The organism is Streptomyces sp. TN58, from assembly GCF_001941845.1.
Classification (GTDB): Bacteria; Actinomycetota; Actinomycetes; order Streptomycetales; family Streptomycetaceae; genus Streptomyces.
This window is the reverse complement of sequence record NZ_CP018870.1, coordinates 1139477-1153822: the sequence shown is the minus strand read 5'-3', so window position 1 is coordinate 1153822 and position 14346 is coordinate 1139477. Positions and strand designations below refer to the sequence as shown.

17 protein-coding genes are annotated in these 14346 nt (G+C 72.5%); 9 read left to right on the top strand and 8 right to left on the bottom strand.

Going from position 1 to position 14346, the window contains the following annotated elements; translation table 11 throughout:
- The first annotated feature begins 64 nt into the window (after window positions 1-64).
- Window positions 65-733: a uracil-DNA glycosylase gene (locus tag BSL84_RS05260; protein WP_030030547.1), complete on the top strand. Its 669-nt coding sequence runs from the start codon at window positions 65-67 to the stop codon at window positions 731-733.
- A gap of 94 nt (window positions 734-827) precedes the next feature.
- The gene (locus BSL84_RS05255) at window positions 828-1370 is read left to right on the top strand and encodes a hypothetical protein (RefSeq protein ID WP_045322183.1); all 543 of its coding nucleotides are present in this window, start codon (window positions 828-830) and stop codon (window positions 1368-1370) included.
- 72 nt (window positions 1371-1442) lie between these two features.
- Here BSL84_RS05255 and BSL84_RS35305 read toward each other — a convergent pair whose 3' ends face one another.
- Together BSL84_RS35305 and BSL84_RS05245 are read right to left on the bottom strand one after the other, a co-directional pair.
- Window positions 1443-1979 (bottom strand): hypothetical protein, encoded by a 537-nt coding sequence (locus BSL84_RS35305; protein WP_045322182.1) that lies wholly within the window; start codon window positions 1977-1979, stop codon window positions 1443-1445.
- Between the two features lie 141 nt (window positions 1980-2120).
- Complete coding sequence (locus BSL84_RS05245) at window positions 2121-2645, bottom strand: DinB family protein (protein WP_030031345.1); 525 nt, start codon at window positions 2643-2645, stop codon at window positions 2121-2123.
- 84 nt (window positions 2646-2729) lie between these two features.
- Here BSL84_RS05245 and BSL84_RS05240 point away from each other — a divergent pair, with 84 nt between their 5' ends.
- Window positions 2730-3635, top strand: coding sequence for a Gfo/Idh/MocA family protein (locus tag BSL84_RS05240; RefSeq protein WP_030031346.1), 906 nt, complete (start codon window positions 2730-2732; stop codon window positions 3633-3635).
- On the opposite strand, the gene lnt is transcribed toward BSL84_RS05240, so the two are convergent.
- The 3 genes from lnt to BSL84_RS35300 all read right to left on the bottom strand — a co-directional run bounded on the left by lnt (window position 3580) and on the right by BSL84_RS35300 (window position 5928).
- The gene (gene lnt / locus BSL84_RS05235) at window positions 3580-5145 is read right to left on the bottom strand and encodes an apolipoprotein N-acyltransferase (protein ID WP_075969913.1); all 1566 of its coding nucleotides are present in this window, start codon (window positions 5143-5145) and stop codon (window positions 3580-3582) included. The genes BSL84_RS05240 and lnt overlap by 56 nt on opposite strands.
- Before the next feature lie 68 nt (window positions 5146-5213).
- Window positions 5214-5681 carry a nuclear transport factor 2 family protein gene (locus BSL84_RS05230; RefSeq protein ID WP_045322179.1) on the bottom strand — a complete coding sequence of 156 codons (468 nt, stop codon included), beginning with the start codon at window positions 5679-5681 and terminating at the stop codon, window positions 5214-5216.
- Between the two features lie 70 nt (window positions 5682-5751).
- Complete coding sequence (locus BSL84_RS35300; protein WP_106967693.1) at window positions 5752-5928, bottom strand: hypothetical protein; 177 nt, start codon at window positions 5926-5928, stop codon at window positions 5752-5754.
- 535 nt (window positions 5929-6463) lie between these two features.
- Between BSL84_RS35300 and BSL84_RS05225 the strand changes: the two genes are divergently transcribed.
- Window positions 6464-6874, top strand: a complete 411-nt coding sequence (locus tag BSL84_RS05225) for a hypothetical protein (protein ID WP_030028192.1) — start codon at window positions 6464-6466, stop codon at window positions 6872-6874.
- Window positions 6875-7111: 237 nt separating this feature from the next.
- Here BSL84_RS05225 and BSL84_RS05220 read toward each other — a convergent pair whose 3' ends face one another.
- Complete coding sequence (locus tag BSL84_RS05220; protein ID WP_420711178.1) at window positions 7112-7660, bottom strand: Uma2 family endonuclease; 549 nt, start codon at window positions 7658-7660, stop codon at window positions 7112-7114.
- A 572-nt stretch (window positions 7661-8232) separates the two neighbouring features.
- Here BSL84_RS05220 and BSL84_RS05215 point away from each other — a divergent pair.
- Together BSL84_RS05215 and BSL84_RS37585 are read left to right on the top strand one after the other, a co-directional pair.
- On the top strand, window positions 8233-8616 hold the full coding sequence (locus BSL84_RS05215) for a hypothetical protein (RefSeq protein ID WP_075969912.1): 384 nt from the start codon (window positions 8233-8235) through the stop codon (window positions 8614-8616).
- Window positions 8617-8886: 270 nt separating this feature from the next.
- Complete coding sequence (locus BSL84_RS37585) at window positions 8887-9426, top strand: hypothetical protein (protein WP_075969910.1); 540 nt, start codon at window positions 8887-8889, stop codon at window positions 9424-9426.
- 65 nt (window positions 9427-9491) lie between these two features.
- Here BSL84_RS37585 and BSL84_RS05200 read toward each other — a convergent pair whose 3' ends face one another.
- Together BSL84_RS05200 and BSL84_RS05195 are read right to left on the bottom strand one after the other, a co-directional pair.
- Entirely contained in the window at window positions 9492-10370 is an 879-nt protein-coding gene (locus tag BSL84_RS05200) for an undecaprenyl-diphosphate phosphatase (protein ID WP_030028196.1), read from the bottom strand.
- A gap of 48 nt (window positions 10371-10418) precedes the next feature.
- Window positions 10419-11159 carry a TVP38/TMEM64 family protein gene (locus BSL84_RS05195; protein ID WP_030028197.1) on the bottom strand — a complete coding sequence of 247 codons (741 nt, stop codon included), beginning with the start codon at window positions 11157-11159 and terminating at the stop codon, window positions 10419-10421.
- A 49-nt stretch (window positions 11160-11208) separates the two neighbouring features.
- Between BSL84_RS05195 and BSL84_RS05190 the strand changes: the two genes are divergently transcribed.
- From BSL84_RS05190 to BSL84_RS05180, 3 genes are all read left to right on the top strand, one after another.
- Window positions 11209-11925 (top strand): DNA alkylation repair protein, encoded by a 717-nt coding sequence (locus tag BSL84_RS05190; RefSeq protein WP_075969909.1) that lies wholly within the window; start codon window positions 11209-11211, stop codon window positions 11923-11925.
- Between the two features lie 264 nt (window positions 11926-12189).
- Window positions 12190-13371 (top strand): elongation factor Tu, encoded by a 1182-nt coding sequence (tuf, locus tag BSL84_RS05185; RefSeq protein ID WP_045322175.1) that lies wholly within the window; start codon window positions 12190-12192, stop codon window positions 13369-13371.
- Window positions 13372-13462: 91 nt separating this feature from the next.
- Window positions 13463-14320: a patatin-like phospholipase family protein gene (locus BSL84_RS05180; RefSeq protein WP_075969908.1), complete on the top strand. Its 858-nt coding sequence runs from the start codon at window positions 13463-13465 to the stop codon at window positions 14318-14320.
- Window positions 14321-14346 lie beyond the last annotated feature (26 nt).

The following is a 14346-nucleotide window of genomic DNA, read 5'->3' as shown; positions in this document are numbered from 1 at the left end:
CCCGGTAGGTTCTGAGCAGTTGCACTTGCACGAACTTGTACCGGAGGTTGTCGCCGTGACCCAGATGCTGCCCGAGTCCTGGCTCCCCGTCCTCGGCGGGGAGCTGGACCAGCCCTACTTCAGGGAACTCACCGAGTTCGTCGAGAAGGAGCGGGCCAACGGGCCGGTCTACCCGCCCCGGGAGCAGGTCTTCGCCGCACTGGACGCCACGCCCTTCGACCAGGTGAAGGTCCTCGTCCTGGGCCAGGACCCCTACCACGGCGCCGGCCAGGGCCACGGCCTGTGCTTCTCCGTGCAGCCCGGGGTCAAGACCCCGCCCTCGCTGCGCAACATCTACAAGGAGATGAAGGAGGAGCTCGGCCTGGAGGTCCCGGACAACGGGTACCTGATGCCGTGGGCCCGGCAGGGCGTCCTGCTGCTCAACGCGGTGCTCACCGTCCGCGAGGCCGAGCCGAACTCGCACAAGGGCAAGGGCTGGGAGAAGTTCACCGACGCCGTGATCCGCGCGGTCTCCGACCGCCCCGACCCGGCCGTCTTCGTCCTGTGGGGCGCCTACGCCCAGAAGAAGATCCCGCTCATCGACGAAGAGCGGCACGTGATCGTCAAGGGCGCCCACCCCTCGCCGCTGTCGGCCAGGAAGTTCTTCGGGTCCAGGCCCTTCACGCAGATCAACGAGGCCGTCGCGGCCCAGGGCCATGAGCCGATCGACTGGCGGATCCCGGACCTCGGCTGACCTCCCACCGCGCCTCGGCGCCTTCACCGGAACCTCCGGATAGCGTCGTGACGACCGGACCGGAACAGGTCCGGCGGAGCAAGCCGGAGGCGCCGTGACCGAGCAGCAGGAGGCGTCGGAGGACGCCGTCATGACGAGGATCGGCCAGGCGGTCATCCTGCTGCACGCGGGTGACCGCGAGGAAGCCCGCAACCGGCTCGGCGAGATCTGGCAGGAGATCGGCGAGGAGGGGGACCGCCTGCACCGGTGCACCCTCGCCCACTACATGGCCGACGCCCAGGACGACCCCGCCGACGAGCTGGCGTGGGACCTGCGGGCCCTGACCGCCGCCGACGCCCTGGGCGACGGCCAGGGAGGCGGTGACGAGGGTCCGGGCCACGGGCGGCCGGCGGTGCGGGAGCCGGGTCCCGCGATGCGCGTGTTCTACCCCTCCCTGCACCTCAGTCTGGCCGCCGACTACCTCAAGCTCCAGCGGCCGGAGGCCGCCCGGGTCCACCTGGCGCGGGCCCGCGCGGCCGCCGGGGCACTGGCCGACGACGGCTACGGCCACGGCGTACGGGCCGCCATCGCACGGCTGGAGCGGCGCCTCGCCGAGGACCCGGGCACCCGGCCGGGGCCCTTCCCCGAACAGTCGTAGCAGAGGGCAGAGGGCAGAGGGCAGGGGCACGCGGCGCCGGCGGCCCGGGCAAGAGTGCGAGCTCCGGGCGTCTCAGCCGCCGTGGACCCCCGCGCAGATCCGGGCCTCGGGGCTGTCGGGATGCCACCGGCCGTGGCGCCGGCCCAGCGCGCAGACGTCGGCCGGCCGCACCGGCAGTTTGCGCATCAGCTCGCGCTCCGCCTCCGCGTCGGGCCGGGCGTGCCGCCGGGGGCCGTCGGGACGCCCCGGGGCGGGCTGGCCGGCCCGTCGGGGCTCCGGGATGTCGGGGACGGGCGGAGCGGCCGTCACGGCCCCGCCCGGGGCGCTCCGTGCGGAGTCGCCGGCGGCCCGCCCGGCAGGGGCCGCCGACGGCGGCGCGGCCTGTTCGGGGGCCGCCTCCACGGCCTCCAGCGCCTCCAGGGCGGGAGCCCGGACCACCACAGGGGCGGTCCCCGGACCACCGCGCGGCTCGTGCCGGGGCGGGACCCCGGCGGCGGGGGCCGCCGCGGGCTGCACGGGTCCGGGGCTCACATGGACACAGCCGGAGACCGCCGAAACGGCGCAGGCGACTCCGAGCAGCAGCTTTGTCGTGGTTCGCGTTGGATGCACCCGGCAACTCTGCTGTGCGAGGACCCCGTTGTGAAAACCCGGAGCCCATATTCACCCCGCACGGGTGACGGGCGGCGGGGTGACCGGCGGATCGCCGGCCCCCGCGGGGGCCTGGACCCCGGGCCCCCGCCACGGGACGGCTCAGTCGCCGGTGGCGCCGTCTATCTGCTCGCGCAGCAGGTCCGCGTGCCCGTTGTGGCGCGCGTACTCCTCGATCATGTGGGTGTAGACCCAGCGCAGACTGAACACCTCGCCGCGGTGGTGGTTCGCGGCCTCCGAGCGCAGGTCGAGCGAGCGGCCCGCGGCCGCGCTGCGGGCCAGTTCCACCTCTGCCCGCCACACCTGCTCGGTCTCGGCCCAGGTGGCCGCCTCGGTGAAGTGGAAGTCGCCGTCCCGGTCCTCTTCCGTGACGTACAGCTCGGGCAGTTCCTCGCCCAGCATGATCTCCCGGAACCAGTACCGCTCCACCTCCGCCATGTGCCGTACGAGGCCCAGGAGGCTCAACTCGGAAGGCGGGAGCGGGGTCCTGCGCAGCTGTTCGTCCTTCAGCCCCTCGCACTTCCACAGGAGGGTGGCGCGGTGGTAGTCGAGCCAGCCGTCCAGCATCTCCCGCTCGTCGGCGGTGGTGGAGGGCTCGTCGCGATGTGATCCTGAACTGGTGGTCATGGCGATCATCCTGGGCGAAGCGGGCCCCCGACCACCAGCGATTAAGCTGCCAGGATCCCACAAGGACCGAACTTGGAGGCCCCGGTGAAGGTCGGCTGCATCGGACTCGGCGACATCGCGCAGAAGGCGTACCTGCCCGTCCTCACCACCCGCGCGGACGTGGAACTGCACCTGCAGACGCGCACCCCCGCCACCCTGGCGCGGGTCGGCGACACCCACCACGTCCCGGCCGCGCGGCGCCACGCCGATCTCGACGCCCTGCTCGCCCAGGACCTGGACGCGGCCTTCGTGCACGCCCCGACCGGAGCCCACCCGGAGATCCTCACGCGGCTGCTGGAAGCCGGCGTACCCACCTACGTGGACAAGCCGCTCGCCTACGAGTTCGCCGCGTCACGGCGGCTGGTGGAACTGGCCGAGAAGCGCGAGGTCTCCCTCGCCGTCGGCTTCAACCGCCGCTACGCCCCCGCGTACACGCAGTGCGCCGACCACCCGCGCGACCTGATCGTCATGCAGAAGAACCGGGTCGGCCTGCCCGAGGACCCGCGCACGCTGGTCCTCGACGACTTCATCCACGTCGTCGACACCCTGCGCTTCCTGCTGCCCCGGGAGGCCGACCGCACCGACGTCCGCGCCGTGGTGCGCGACGGGCTGATGCACCAGGTGGTGCTGCACCTCTCCGGCCCCGGGTTCAGCGCGCTCGGCATCATGAACCGCCTCTCCGGCTCCAACGAGGAGGTCCTGGAGGTGTCCGGCAAGGACACCAAGCGGCAGGTCGTCAACCTCGCCGAGGTCATCGACCACAAGGGCCAGCCCACCGTGCGCCGCCGCGGGGACTGGGTGTCCGTCGCCCGGCAGCGCGGCATCGAACAGGTCGTGGACCACTTCCTGGAGGCGGTCGCGGCGGGCCGGACCCTCAGCGCGCGGGACGCGCTGCTCACCCACGAGCTGTGCGAGACGGTGGTGAACTCGGCTCTGGAGCAGGCCTCCTGAACGACCGCACCCCCACCACCGCACACCAGGCGGCCAGTACGGCGAGGGCCGCGGTCACCGGCCAGGCACCGAAACGCACGAAGACGGTCGAGCCCCGCGCCAGCGGCACCTCGTACACCTGCGCGGTCCGCGCCGACGTGGCCAGCGCGGGGCCGATCCGCTCACCCGACGGGCCGTGCACCACGCTGACCCCGGTGAGGGTGGCGTGCACCATCGGACGGCCGTTCTCCGCTGCCCGCAGAGCCGCCAGGGACGCGTGCTGGGCCGGGGCCCAGCTGTCCTGGAAGGTGGAGGTCGCCGACTGGGCGACGAGCACCGAGGCCCCGTCGAGGGTGAGGCGCCTGCTCATGTCGGGGAAGGCCGACTCGAAGCAGACCAGCGGGCCCACCCGGACACCGGCGTGCCCGCCGGGCCGCCCGGGCAGGTCCATGACGACCGGCGTGTCCCCGCGCATACGGTCCTCGCCGGCCGCTCTCCCGACCGAGGTGGCCCATCCGAGCAGCGTCCGGGCCGGTACGTACTCACCGAACGGCACCAGCCGCATCTTGTCGTACCGGTCACCCGTGGGGCCGGCGGGACCGACCAGGACGGCGCTCTTGTATATGCCCGGGCGGTCCGCGCGGCGCGCGTCCACGTTCACCAGCAGTGGCGCCCCGACCTCCGCCGACAGCGCGGCCAGCCGCCGCGCCAGGTCCGGACGGGCCGACAGGTCCTCGCCGACACTGCTCTCGCCCCACACCACGAGGTCCACGTCCTGCCCCGCCAGCGGCCGCGTGAGCCGCTCCCCGGCCGCGAACCGCCGCTCCGCGCTGTCCGGTCCGTCCGGCACCAGCCCCGGCTGTACGACGGCCACGCGCAGCCCGCCCGACTCCGCGGGCCGGGCCGCCCACACCCACACCACGCCCGTCAGCAGCGCGCAGCCCGTGAGCCCGGCCACAGCCGGGACCCGCGCCCGCGGCACGGCGATCAGCAGCACCAGGGCGCAGTTGACCGCCACCACCAGCAGGCTGACCAGCCACACCCCGCCCACCGAGGCCAGCCGCAGCGCCAGCGGCACCTGCCACTGGCTGGCGCCCAGCAGGCCCCACGGCCCGCCCAGACCCTGCCAGGACCGGACCACCTCCGACAGCAGCCACCCCGCCGGTACGACGACCAGGGCGCAGGCGGACCGGCCCGCGGAGGGGCGCCCGCCGAGCAGGGCGCGCACCAGCAGCGCCCAGGGGATCCACAGCAGGCCCACCAGCGCCGCCACCGGGAGCAGGAACACGTGCAGGCTCGGCAGCAGCCAGTGGTGCACGGCCAGGATGTAGCCGGCGCCGCCGAGCCAGCCCTCCAGGGCCGCCCGCCGACCCGTCGGGGCCGACCTCAGCAGCAGCATCCACGGCACCAGGGCGGCGTAGGCGAACCACCACAGGGCCGGGGCGGGGAAGGCGAGCGCGGGCAGGGCGCCGGCCGCGAGCGCCGCGGGCGCCCGCCACCGGCGCGACCACCCGCTCTGCATCGGGACCATGGCGCCTCCGCTTCCAGTGTGGGCAGTGCCGGGCGGTGCCGCCTCTCCGGCAGGGCGGGTGGAGCGGGTCAGAAGGCCGTGTGCCGCCACTTCTCGTGCACGGTCACCCGGGTGAGCCGCCAGCCGTCCCGGGTGCGGGCCAGGGCGAAGGTGTAGCGCCCGGCGGCGACGAAGTCGGGGGAGCCGGCCGCGTCGCCGGCCTCCGGCCCCGCCAGCCGCATCGGATTGAGGAAGTCGGCGCGGACCTCGGCGCTGTCACCGGGCGAGCCGCCGGCGTCCTCCAGCCGGATCAGCCGGTTGACGATCAGGTGCTGGCGCACGGGGAAGAGCCTCATGGTCTCGGAGAGCCAGTCCGCCACCTGCTCCGCCGGACCCTCGATGCCGCCGGCCGAGCTGTAGTCGGCCCGCCCGCCGGCGGCGAAAAGGGCCCGATAGGCGGCCCAGTCGCCGTCGTCCACGGCCACCGCGTAGCCCGTGACCACGTCGTCGATCGCCAGCCGGTCCATCACCGTCGCGAGATCCACACGCTGAGTCATCGGGTCAGTGTGGGGCTGGGCGGCCCCGAGGCCAAGGGGTGTGCGGCGACGGGATCGCCCGCGCGGCCCGTCAGTGACCGGAACGCGCCTCCCGCTGCCTGACCACGACGAGGAACGCGTCGCTCGCCAGATCCATGACCACCTCGGCCGGCACGCCCTCGCGCATCCGCTGCGCCGCGTACTCCTCGGCGGGCCAGCTCCCCCGCGGACTTCCGGCCGGAAAACGCTCCAACACCACTCGACCCATGGGACACCCCCTGTTTCTCGCCTTTCAGCCTCTTCGTGAAGAACGACGCGGAGGCCGTCCGGGAACGTTCCCGGACGGCCTCCGATTCACGCGAAGTGGTGGAACGGGGTCTCGCCAGGAACCGGAATCGCCCGCGTGCGAGCTCAGCACATCCGTACCGATCAGCACGATGCCCTTGTGCTCGACACGACCCCCGCGGTGCTGCTGTCGCACATCGCTGTCGATGAGCGGGCCGGCCGCCTCAGGGTCAGGTCGGCACACCACGAGGAACAGCCCAGACGCCCCGCCCGTGCAGCGTCTGCAGTGGCGCATCCAGGACGGCGAAAACGCGCTCAATCAGGCCGAGTTCGCGCCAGCGCTGAGTGAGCATCGGCTCGACAGCCTCCGATAAGGCACCTGACAGACGGTCCCGGTCCGCCAAAGTCGCCTATGCGTAGGTTATTTTGACTGGCCTTCTGTCTCGAACCGACTTCCATAACGAACGAAGGGAAACGCCATGAGGATCACCAGCACTGCACGTAGGACGCGGGCCAGGATGACCGTGTCCATCGCGGCCCTGGCCGCGGGCTCACTCATACTCACCGCCTGCAGCGGAAGCAGCGACAGCGCCGGCAAGCTCGACGGTACCTACTACGTCAAGGACGTCAACGGCACGTCCAAACTCGGCCAGCTGGTCGTCAAGGGCAACAGCGTCTCGCATCATGAGTACGGCTGCGATGGTGTCTACGAGAAGCCGGGCGTGACCAGCACCGGCGAGTTCAACAAGGATCAGTCCCAGATCATATGGACGGTCGCCGGAGACGACACCCGCAACAGGCGGACCGGCAGCGAGCCGATCTCGACCAGCAACACCTCGATCAGCATCAGCGGTAGCGCGTACGTGCGTGACAACTCCGATGCCGGCAAGGCTCTGTTGGACGGCTTCAAGACCAAGTGCGCGAAGTAGCGTCGACGTCCCTTTGGCCGGCGAAGCAGCACAGAACCCCGTAGCGCCGACATCGTCTGGACCCGCCTCGACCGCGTCGACTTCACCCCCGCCGCCCGCCGACCCGACCGCCGACACCTGCTCGGGGACGTCACCGGCCGGTACGAGCTGCGTGAACCGTTCACCCTCGCCCTCGGTGGGCGTGAGGCGGCTCACTCCTCCATCTCGCGAAGCCGTGGCCCGGCGTCCGGCAGAGAGTCAGGGCACGAGGCTGTCGAGGTCGATGTCGAGGGGGATGGGGACGGAGACCTTCAACCGGTTGCGGTGGATGCCGGTGGCCACGTAGCTGCTGGTCATGACGTCGAGTTCGTAGGTGTGGACGGTGGGGGCGCCGGCCTCGTCCTCGACGCGCCAGAAGTGGGGGATCCTGGCCTGTGCGTACTTGAAGGGCTTCAGGGAGCGGTCGCGGTCCGCCGACTCCTCCGAGACGACCTCGATGACCAGGGCGACGTCCTCGGGCGCGTACCAAGTCCGGTCGGGGTCGTACGGGGCGGTCGTGATCAGGATGTCGGGCTCGGGGCGGCTCTTCTTGTCGAGCCGGACGGTCATCTCACGCTCGGCGTCGAATCCGACGGGGGCGGCCTGGCGCAGGGCGAAGGTCAGGTTCTCCACCAGCCGGGCGTGCCAGGACCGCTGCGGCGACATCATGAAGATCAGGGCTCCGTCGATGAGTTCGGTGTGCCGCGGTGCCTGGGCGAGGCCGTCGAGGTCATCGGCTTCCCAGCCGCTGATCCTGGGCGGGATCATCCAGTCGGGGAGTTCGGCGGTCACGGCTTCCTCCAGGCGCCTCGAAGAAATCAGGGGCCCTCATCCCGGATCGCGGACACGGGCGCAACGCTGGTGTCAGCATAGTCGAGCGACCGGACCTCTCACTCGGCCCGTGTGAGCCAGACGAGCCGGAGGCCGGTGTTCATCTCGGTGTGGATCCGGACGACGTGCTCTATGGACGAGCTGCTTCGGCGGAGTGGTGCACGTCAGCATGAGCGTCGGGTCGAGGTCGGCCGACACCAGGCTCGCGATGTCGTCGAGGTCGCAGTCGTAGCCCCGTCCTTTCCTCACAGGGAATAGGGGCCGCAAGTGGTGGCCTGGCGTACGGCGGTGCCGCGGCTGGTTCCCGGGCTCTACCGAGCCGTGCGGAGCGTCAGCTGGCACTGGACGCGACCTGCCACGTGCGCACCGCCCGCGCCCTCGACCGCTCGCTCGGGACCTGGTCGACAGCTCGGAGTTCACCCCGATCGCCGCGGACGCGGATGCCTTGCGCCACAGCCGGCCCTCAGCCTCACAGTTCGCGAGCCCTGCGCCTGTCCGGCTGCATCTGCATGGAGGACGCCCAGTTCTGGTTCCCGAACGCCGCCGACGCCGGCTCGGCCACCGCTGCCTGCGCCCTCTACCTCCTGCACCTGTCCCGGGTGGAGGTCACCGTCGCCCACCACTGGCAAGAGCAGACCACCTGCACGGACGCCGAGCTGATCACCGACCTCCTCGCTCCCGCCCTGTTCGGCCACCACCGGCCCCGGCAGGTCACCGAGGTCCAGCACCACCTCGCGCACGACGTCCTCGCCGCCCTCGCCCACGTCTCCGGCCCCTCGCGGGTGCTTGGCAGACTGTCGGTACGTAGCCGCGGACCGACGACGGCCGGCTCAGGGACCACTCCGCCCTCACGGTCGCCCTGGCGCTCACCGCCGGGGCGCCGCTGGACGTGACCGATCCGGCCGCCGCGGAGCTCACGGCGCCGGCGCTGTTCTGACCCTGTTGCAGAGTCCACCCGAGGAGGACGGCGTGAAGGTTGACACCTGGGACTACGTGACGCGGCTGCGGAAGTGGTTCGACGCGGACGCGGCCCCGACGTCGGTGGAGGACGCGCGGCCCCTGCATGTGCTCAAGATTTCTGAGGCACCGGGGGAGGTCGCGGAGGCCCTTCACGGGGCGCTCGGCGCAAACCCGCGCAAAGGTGCGTCCCACGACTGGGGGACGTGGCGAAGGAGCTCGCGGACGTCATCGTGACGGCCATGGTCGCCCGGGCCAGCGTGAGCGGGGATGGCGCGACCGTGGTGGAGCAGCAGCTCCAGGCCCGCGTGGAGGAGGAGATCACGGCGGCCGGGGACATCCGGCTCCTCCAGGTCCTTGCGATCAGCGGCGACATGGGCGCCACCGCCACCGCCGTGTACGGCGCGCCGGGCACCGGCCCGAGCGGTGAGGCGGTCGAGATCACGCACACGTGGGAGGACGCGAAGGCGTGCCTCGGCCTGCTCATCCTCACGGCCGCCGCCGCAGTGGACGACCTCACCGGCGATGCCTGGGACACGGTGGATGAGCGGCTGCGCTTCCTCGTGGCGAAGGTCCGGCACAGGCCGGACACGAAACCCCAGCTGACCCGCTCCACCCCCTGTACGGAAGGGCGCACGGCAGTGCGGGCCCTTCCGCGTCATCCCCTACCTTGCGGACGCACACGTCCCAGTGGGGCGTATCCCGGCTCCCCGGTGGGGGAGGAGTGGAAGACAAGTGGGAGATGAGCATGGCGTGGTGCCGCCATCAGGCGCTGGGAAATGCTCGATGGGGCCACCTGTGCGGCCCTGGTTCAGCCGCCGGACTCACCGGCGTGCGGGCTCAGCACGTCCGTACCGATCAGCACGAACAGCACGACGCCCAGCACGACGCGGTAGACCACGAACGGCATGAAGGACTTCGTGGTGATGAACTTCATGAACCACGCGATCACGGCGTAGCCGACGAAGAAGGCGATGAGCGTCGCGAAGACCGTCGGGCCCCAGGAGATGTGGCCCGGCTCCTCGATCACGTCCTTGATCTCGAAAGCGCCCGAGGCCAGCACGGCCGGGATGGCCAGGAGGAAGGAGTACCGGGCGGCCGCCTCGCGGGTGAAGCCCAGCAGCAGGCCGCCGGAGATCGTCGCGCCGGAGCGCGAGACACCCGGGATCAGGGCCATCGCCTGGCAGAGGCCGAAGATCAGCCCGTCCTTGACGCCCAGCTGCTGGAGCGTCTTGCGCTCCCGGACCGCCCGGTGCCGGCCGCCCTCCTCGTCGCGGGCGGCCAGCCGGTCGGCGACGCCCAGCACGATGCCCATCACGATGAGGGTGGTGGCCGTCAGCCGCAGGTCGCGGGCCGGGCCGACGATCGCGTCCTTGAACACGAGGCCGAGGATGCCGATCGGGAGCGAGCCGACGATCACCAGCCAGCCCATCTTGGCGTCCTGTTCGGAGCGCAGGGCCTTGGTGTACAGGGAGCGGAACCAGGTGGAGACGATCCGCGCGATGTCCTTGCGGAAGTAGATCAGAACGGCGGCCTCGGTGCCGATCTGCGTGATGGCGGTGAAGGCCGCTCCTGGGTCGTGCCAGCCGGCGAATGCCGCGGTCAGCCGTAGGTGGGCGCTGGAGGAGATCGGGAGGAACTCCGTAAGCCCCTGGACGAGACCGAGGATTAGGGATTCGAACCAGCTCATGTCGGGGTGCGCTCGTCCTTGTGATCGTCGGGCAGTTCGCTCCCGATGCTAGGGCCCGTGAGGGGCCCCGCTGACCACAGGCGGACTCCGGTACGCCGGTTCGCACGCCGGTTCGTACGCCGGTCCGGCGGTCCGACCGGGTGCCAGGCGGTGCCTTTTGCGCCATCCGACGACCGCGGCGGCGACCACGGAGACCACGATGAAGCCCAGCGAGACGAGGAAGGCGGGGGAGCCGGGGGAGGAGGCGCTGGCCCCGGCTATCACGTACGCCGTGGTGTTCGGGATGACGCCGAGCGCCGTCGCCAGCAGGAAGGGCGCCCATCCGCAGCGGGACACCGCCGCGCCGTAGTTGGCCACGACGAAGGGGACTCCGGGGAAGAGCCGTACCGCGAGCATCGAGCGGAATCCGTGCCGGCTGAGCTGGCCGTCGGCCGCCTCCAGCAGCCGCCCCCGCAGGAACGGGCGCAGAGCCTCCTGCCCCATGACCCGGCCCAGCCCGAAGGCGATGCCGGCGCCCAGCACGGTGCCGCCGACCGCCGCGACGAGGCCGAACTGCGTGCCGAAGACGGCTCCCGCGGCCAGGTTCAGCAGGGGGCGCGGCACGAACGCCGCCGAGCACACGCCGTACACGGCTGCGAACGCCAGGACGGCCGCGCCCACCGGGAGGCCGGGGGGCCAGCCCTCCGAGAGGATCCGCTGGGGTTCGTAGACCAGCACGCACACGCCGGCCGCGGCGAGCAGCACGACGAGCAGCGCCAGCCGGGTCCACGGCGCGAGGAGGAGGGGCATCCCGGGAGACTAGCCGAGCCGGGCGGCATCGCGCCGTAATCTGGGCCTCATGCTGTCGAACGGCGAAGGGCCCCCCGGGGTTCCCCGCAGCGCCCTCGCGGACCTCCTGCTGGAGCGGCTGACCGCGACGTACGCGCCTGCGGCCGATCCCGGGCGGGCCGAGGCCATGGCCGCGTACATGAAGCACGCCGCCCCCTTCCTCGGCATCCCCACACCGCTGCGCCGGGAGCTGTCGAAGGCGGTGACCGAGAACACCCCGCGGCCGTCGGAAGCGGACTGCGCGGCACTCGCCCTGCGCTGCTGGCGGCTTCCCGAGCGGGAGTACCACTACTTCGCGGTGGACTACCTCCGCCGCCACGTCGGCCGCTGCACCCGCACGCTCCTGCCCGTCGTCCGGCACCTGATCACCACCGCCCCCTGGTGGGACACCGTCGACCTGCTCGCCGCGCACACCGTCGGCCCGCTGGTGGCCGCGGACCCCGGCCTCGCCCCGGTGATGGACGAATGGGTCGGCGGCGAGGACCTGTGGCTCGCCCGCACCGCCCTCCTGCACCAGCTCCGCTACAAGGACGCCACCGACACCGCCCGGCTCTTCGCCTACTGCCGCCGCCAGGCCGCCCACCCGGACTTCTTCCTCCGCAAGGCCATCGGCTGGGCCCTGCGCGAGTACGCCAAGACCGACCCCGACGCGGTGCGAGCCTTCGTCGACGCCGAACGCGCGGTGCTGTCCCCGCTGTCCGTGCGCGAAGCACTCAAGAACCTCTGAGCGGCCGCCGGTTCGGCCGGTAATTCATTCGACGGACACAGGACCGTCCGGCACCATCGTGGACATGTCCCGGTACGCCTTCCCCGCAGCGCCGTCCGCAGTCGCGGACGCGCCGAAGGCTGCCGCATTCGCGGACGCACCCGTCTTCGCCGCATTCGACGGCGCACGAAGCTGACCCTTCCCGGATCGTCCGGCGGACCCCGCAGGGGGAGGGTCGGCTCGGTTCAGGGGTCCCGTACACGCTTCGAGCAACGGGAAGAGATCATGGCCAAGACGGCCTTCGTGCGGACCAAGCCGCACCTCAACATCGGCACCATGGGTCACGTCGACCACGGCAAGACCACCCTCACCGCCGCCATCACCAAAGTCCTCGCCGAGCGCGGCGGCGCCTCCTTCATGCCCTTCGACCGCATCGACCGGGCCCCCGAGGAGGCCCGCCGCGGCATCACCATCAACCTCACTCACGTGGAGTACGAGACCGACACCCGCCACTACGCCCACGTCGACATGCCCGGCCACGCCGACTACGTCAAGAACATGGTCACGGGGGCCGCGCAGCTCGACGGCGCCATCCTCGTCGTCTCCGCGCTCGACGGGGTCATGCCACAGACCGCCGAGCACGTGCTCCTCGCCCGCCAGGTCGGCGTCGACCACATCGTGGTCGCGCTCAACAAGGCCGACGCCGGGGACCCCGAGCTGACCGACCTGGTCGAGCTGGAGGTCCGCGAACTGCTCACCGCGCACGGCTACGGCGGCGACGGCGCGCCCGTCGTACGGGTCTCCGGGCTCGGGGCGCTGGAGGGCGACCCCCGGTGGACCGGGGCCATCGAGGCCCTGCTGGACGCGGTGGACACGTACGTGCCCACGCCGGTGCGCTACACCGAGGCGCCGTTCCTGCTGCCCGTGGAGAACGTCCTCACCATCACCGGGCGCGGCACGGTCGTGACCGGCGCCGTCGAGCGCGGCAGCGTACGCCTCGGCGACCGCGTCGCCGTCCTGGGCGGGGACGGCGAGCCGCTCGACACGGTCGTCACCGGCCTGGAGACCTTCGGCAAGCCGATGGAGTCCGCCGAGGCCGGCGACAACGTCGCGCTGCTGCTGCGCGGCGTGCCGCGCGACGGCGTGCGCCGAGGGCACGTGGTGGCCGCCCCCGGCAGCGTGGAGCCCAAGCGCCGCTTCAGCGCGCAGGTGTACGTGCTCTCGGGGCGCGAGGGCGGCCGTACGACCCCGGTCGCCACCGGCTACCGGCCGCAGTTCTACATCCGCACCGCCGACGTGGTGGGGGACGTGGACCTGGGGCTCGCGGGCGTCGCCCGGCCCGGCGAGACGGTCACGATGACCGTCGAGCTCGGACGGGACGTCCCGCTGGAGACGGGTCTCGGCTTCGCGATCCGTGAGGGCGGGCGGACCGTCGGCGCCGGGACGGTGACAGCCGTCCTGGGCTGACCGCCGGATCGGGACCCCCCTGTGGTGACGGCGGGACGGCTGCGCCAGACTGCCGTCACCACAGGCAGGGACGACAGGGGGAGCGGGCGGGATGGGCGGCGACACGGCACTGGTGCTCGGCGGCGGCGGACTGACCGGCGTCGGCTGGGAGTGCGGGATCATCTACGGGCTCGCCCGCGCGGGCGTGGACCTCACCACCGCCGACCTCGTCGTCGGCACCTCGGCCGGATCGGTGGTCGGCGCCCAGCTCACCTCGGGACGGTTCAGCGCGCAGGAGCTGTACGAGCGGCAGCTGGGCGACGCCGCCGGGGAGGCCGCCGCCAAGCTGGGCGCCGGCGTCATCGCCCGCTACGCGCTGGCGATGGCGCGCTCGCGCCGCGACCCGGCCGCCTACCGCCGGCGGTTGGGAGCCATGGCCCTGGCCGCCGACACCGGCCCCGAGGCGGAACGCCGCAAGGTGCTGGCGGCCCGGCTGGCCTCCGACGAGTGGCCGCAGCGCAGGCTCGTCGTCACCGCGGTCGACGCGCTCAGCGGTGAGCTGAGGGCCTTCGACCACGAGAGCGGCTGCGGGCTGGTCGACGCGGTCGCGGCGAGCTGTGCGGTGCCCGGCGTATGGCCCCCGGTGACGGTGGGAGAGCGCCGCTTCATCGACGGGGGCGTGCGCTCCGCCACCAACGCCGACCTCGCCGCCGGGTACGCACGCGTGGTGATCATCGCCCCGATCGCTCTCGGCTCCGGACTCGTCCCGGCACCGGCCGCGCAGGCGGCCCGGCTGCGCGAGGCGGGGGCCCAGGTGCTGCTCATCACCCCCTCGGCCACGGCCCGCGAGGCTTTCGGGCGCAACGTCCTGGACCCGGCACGGCGCGACCCGGCAGCCCGCGCCGGCCTGGCGCAGGCCCCGGAGCACGCGGCCGAGGCGGCGGCCGTCTGGTCGGGCCGGGCGGCCTGAAGGGCCGGGACGCCGGCCTCTGGCGG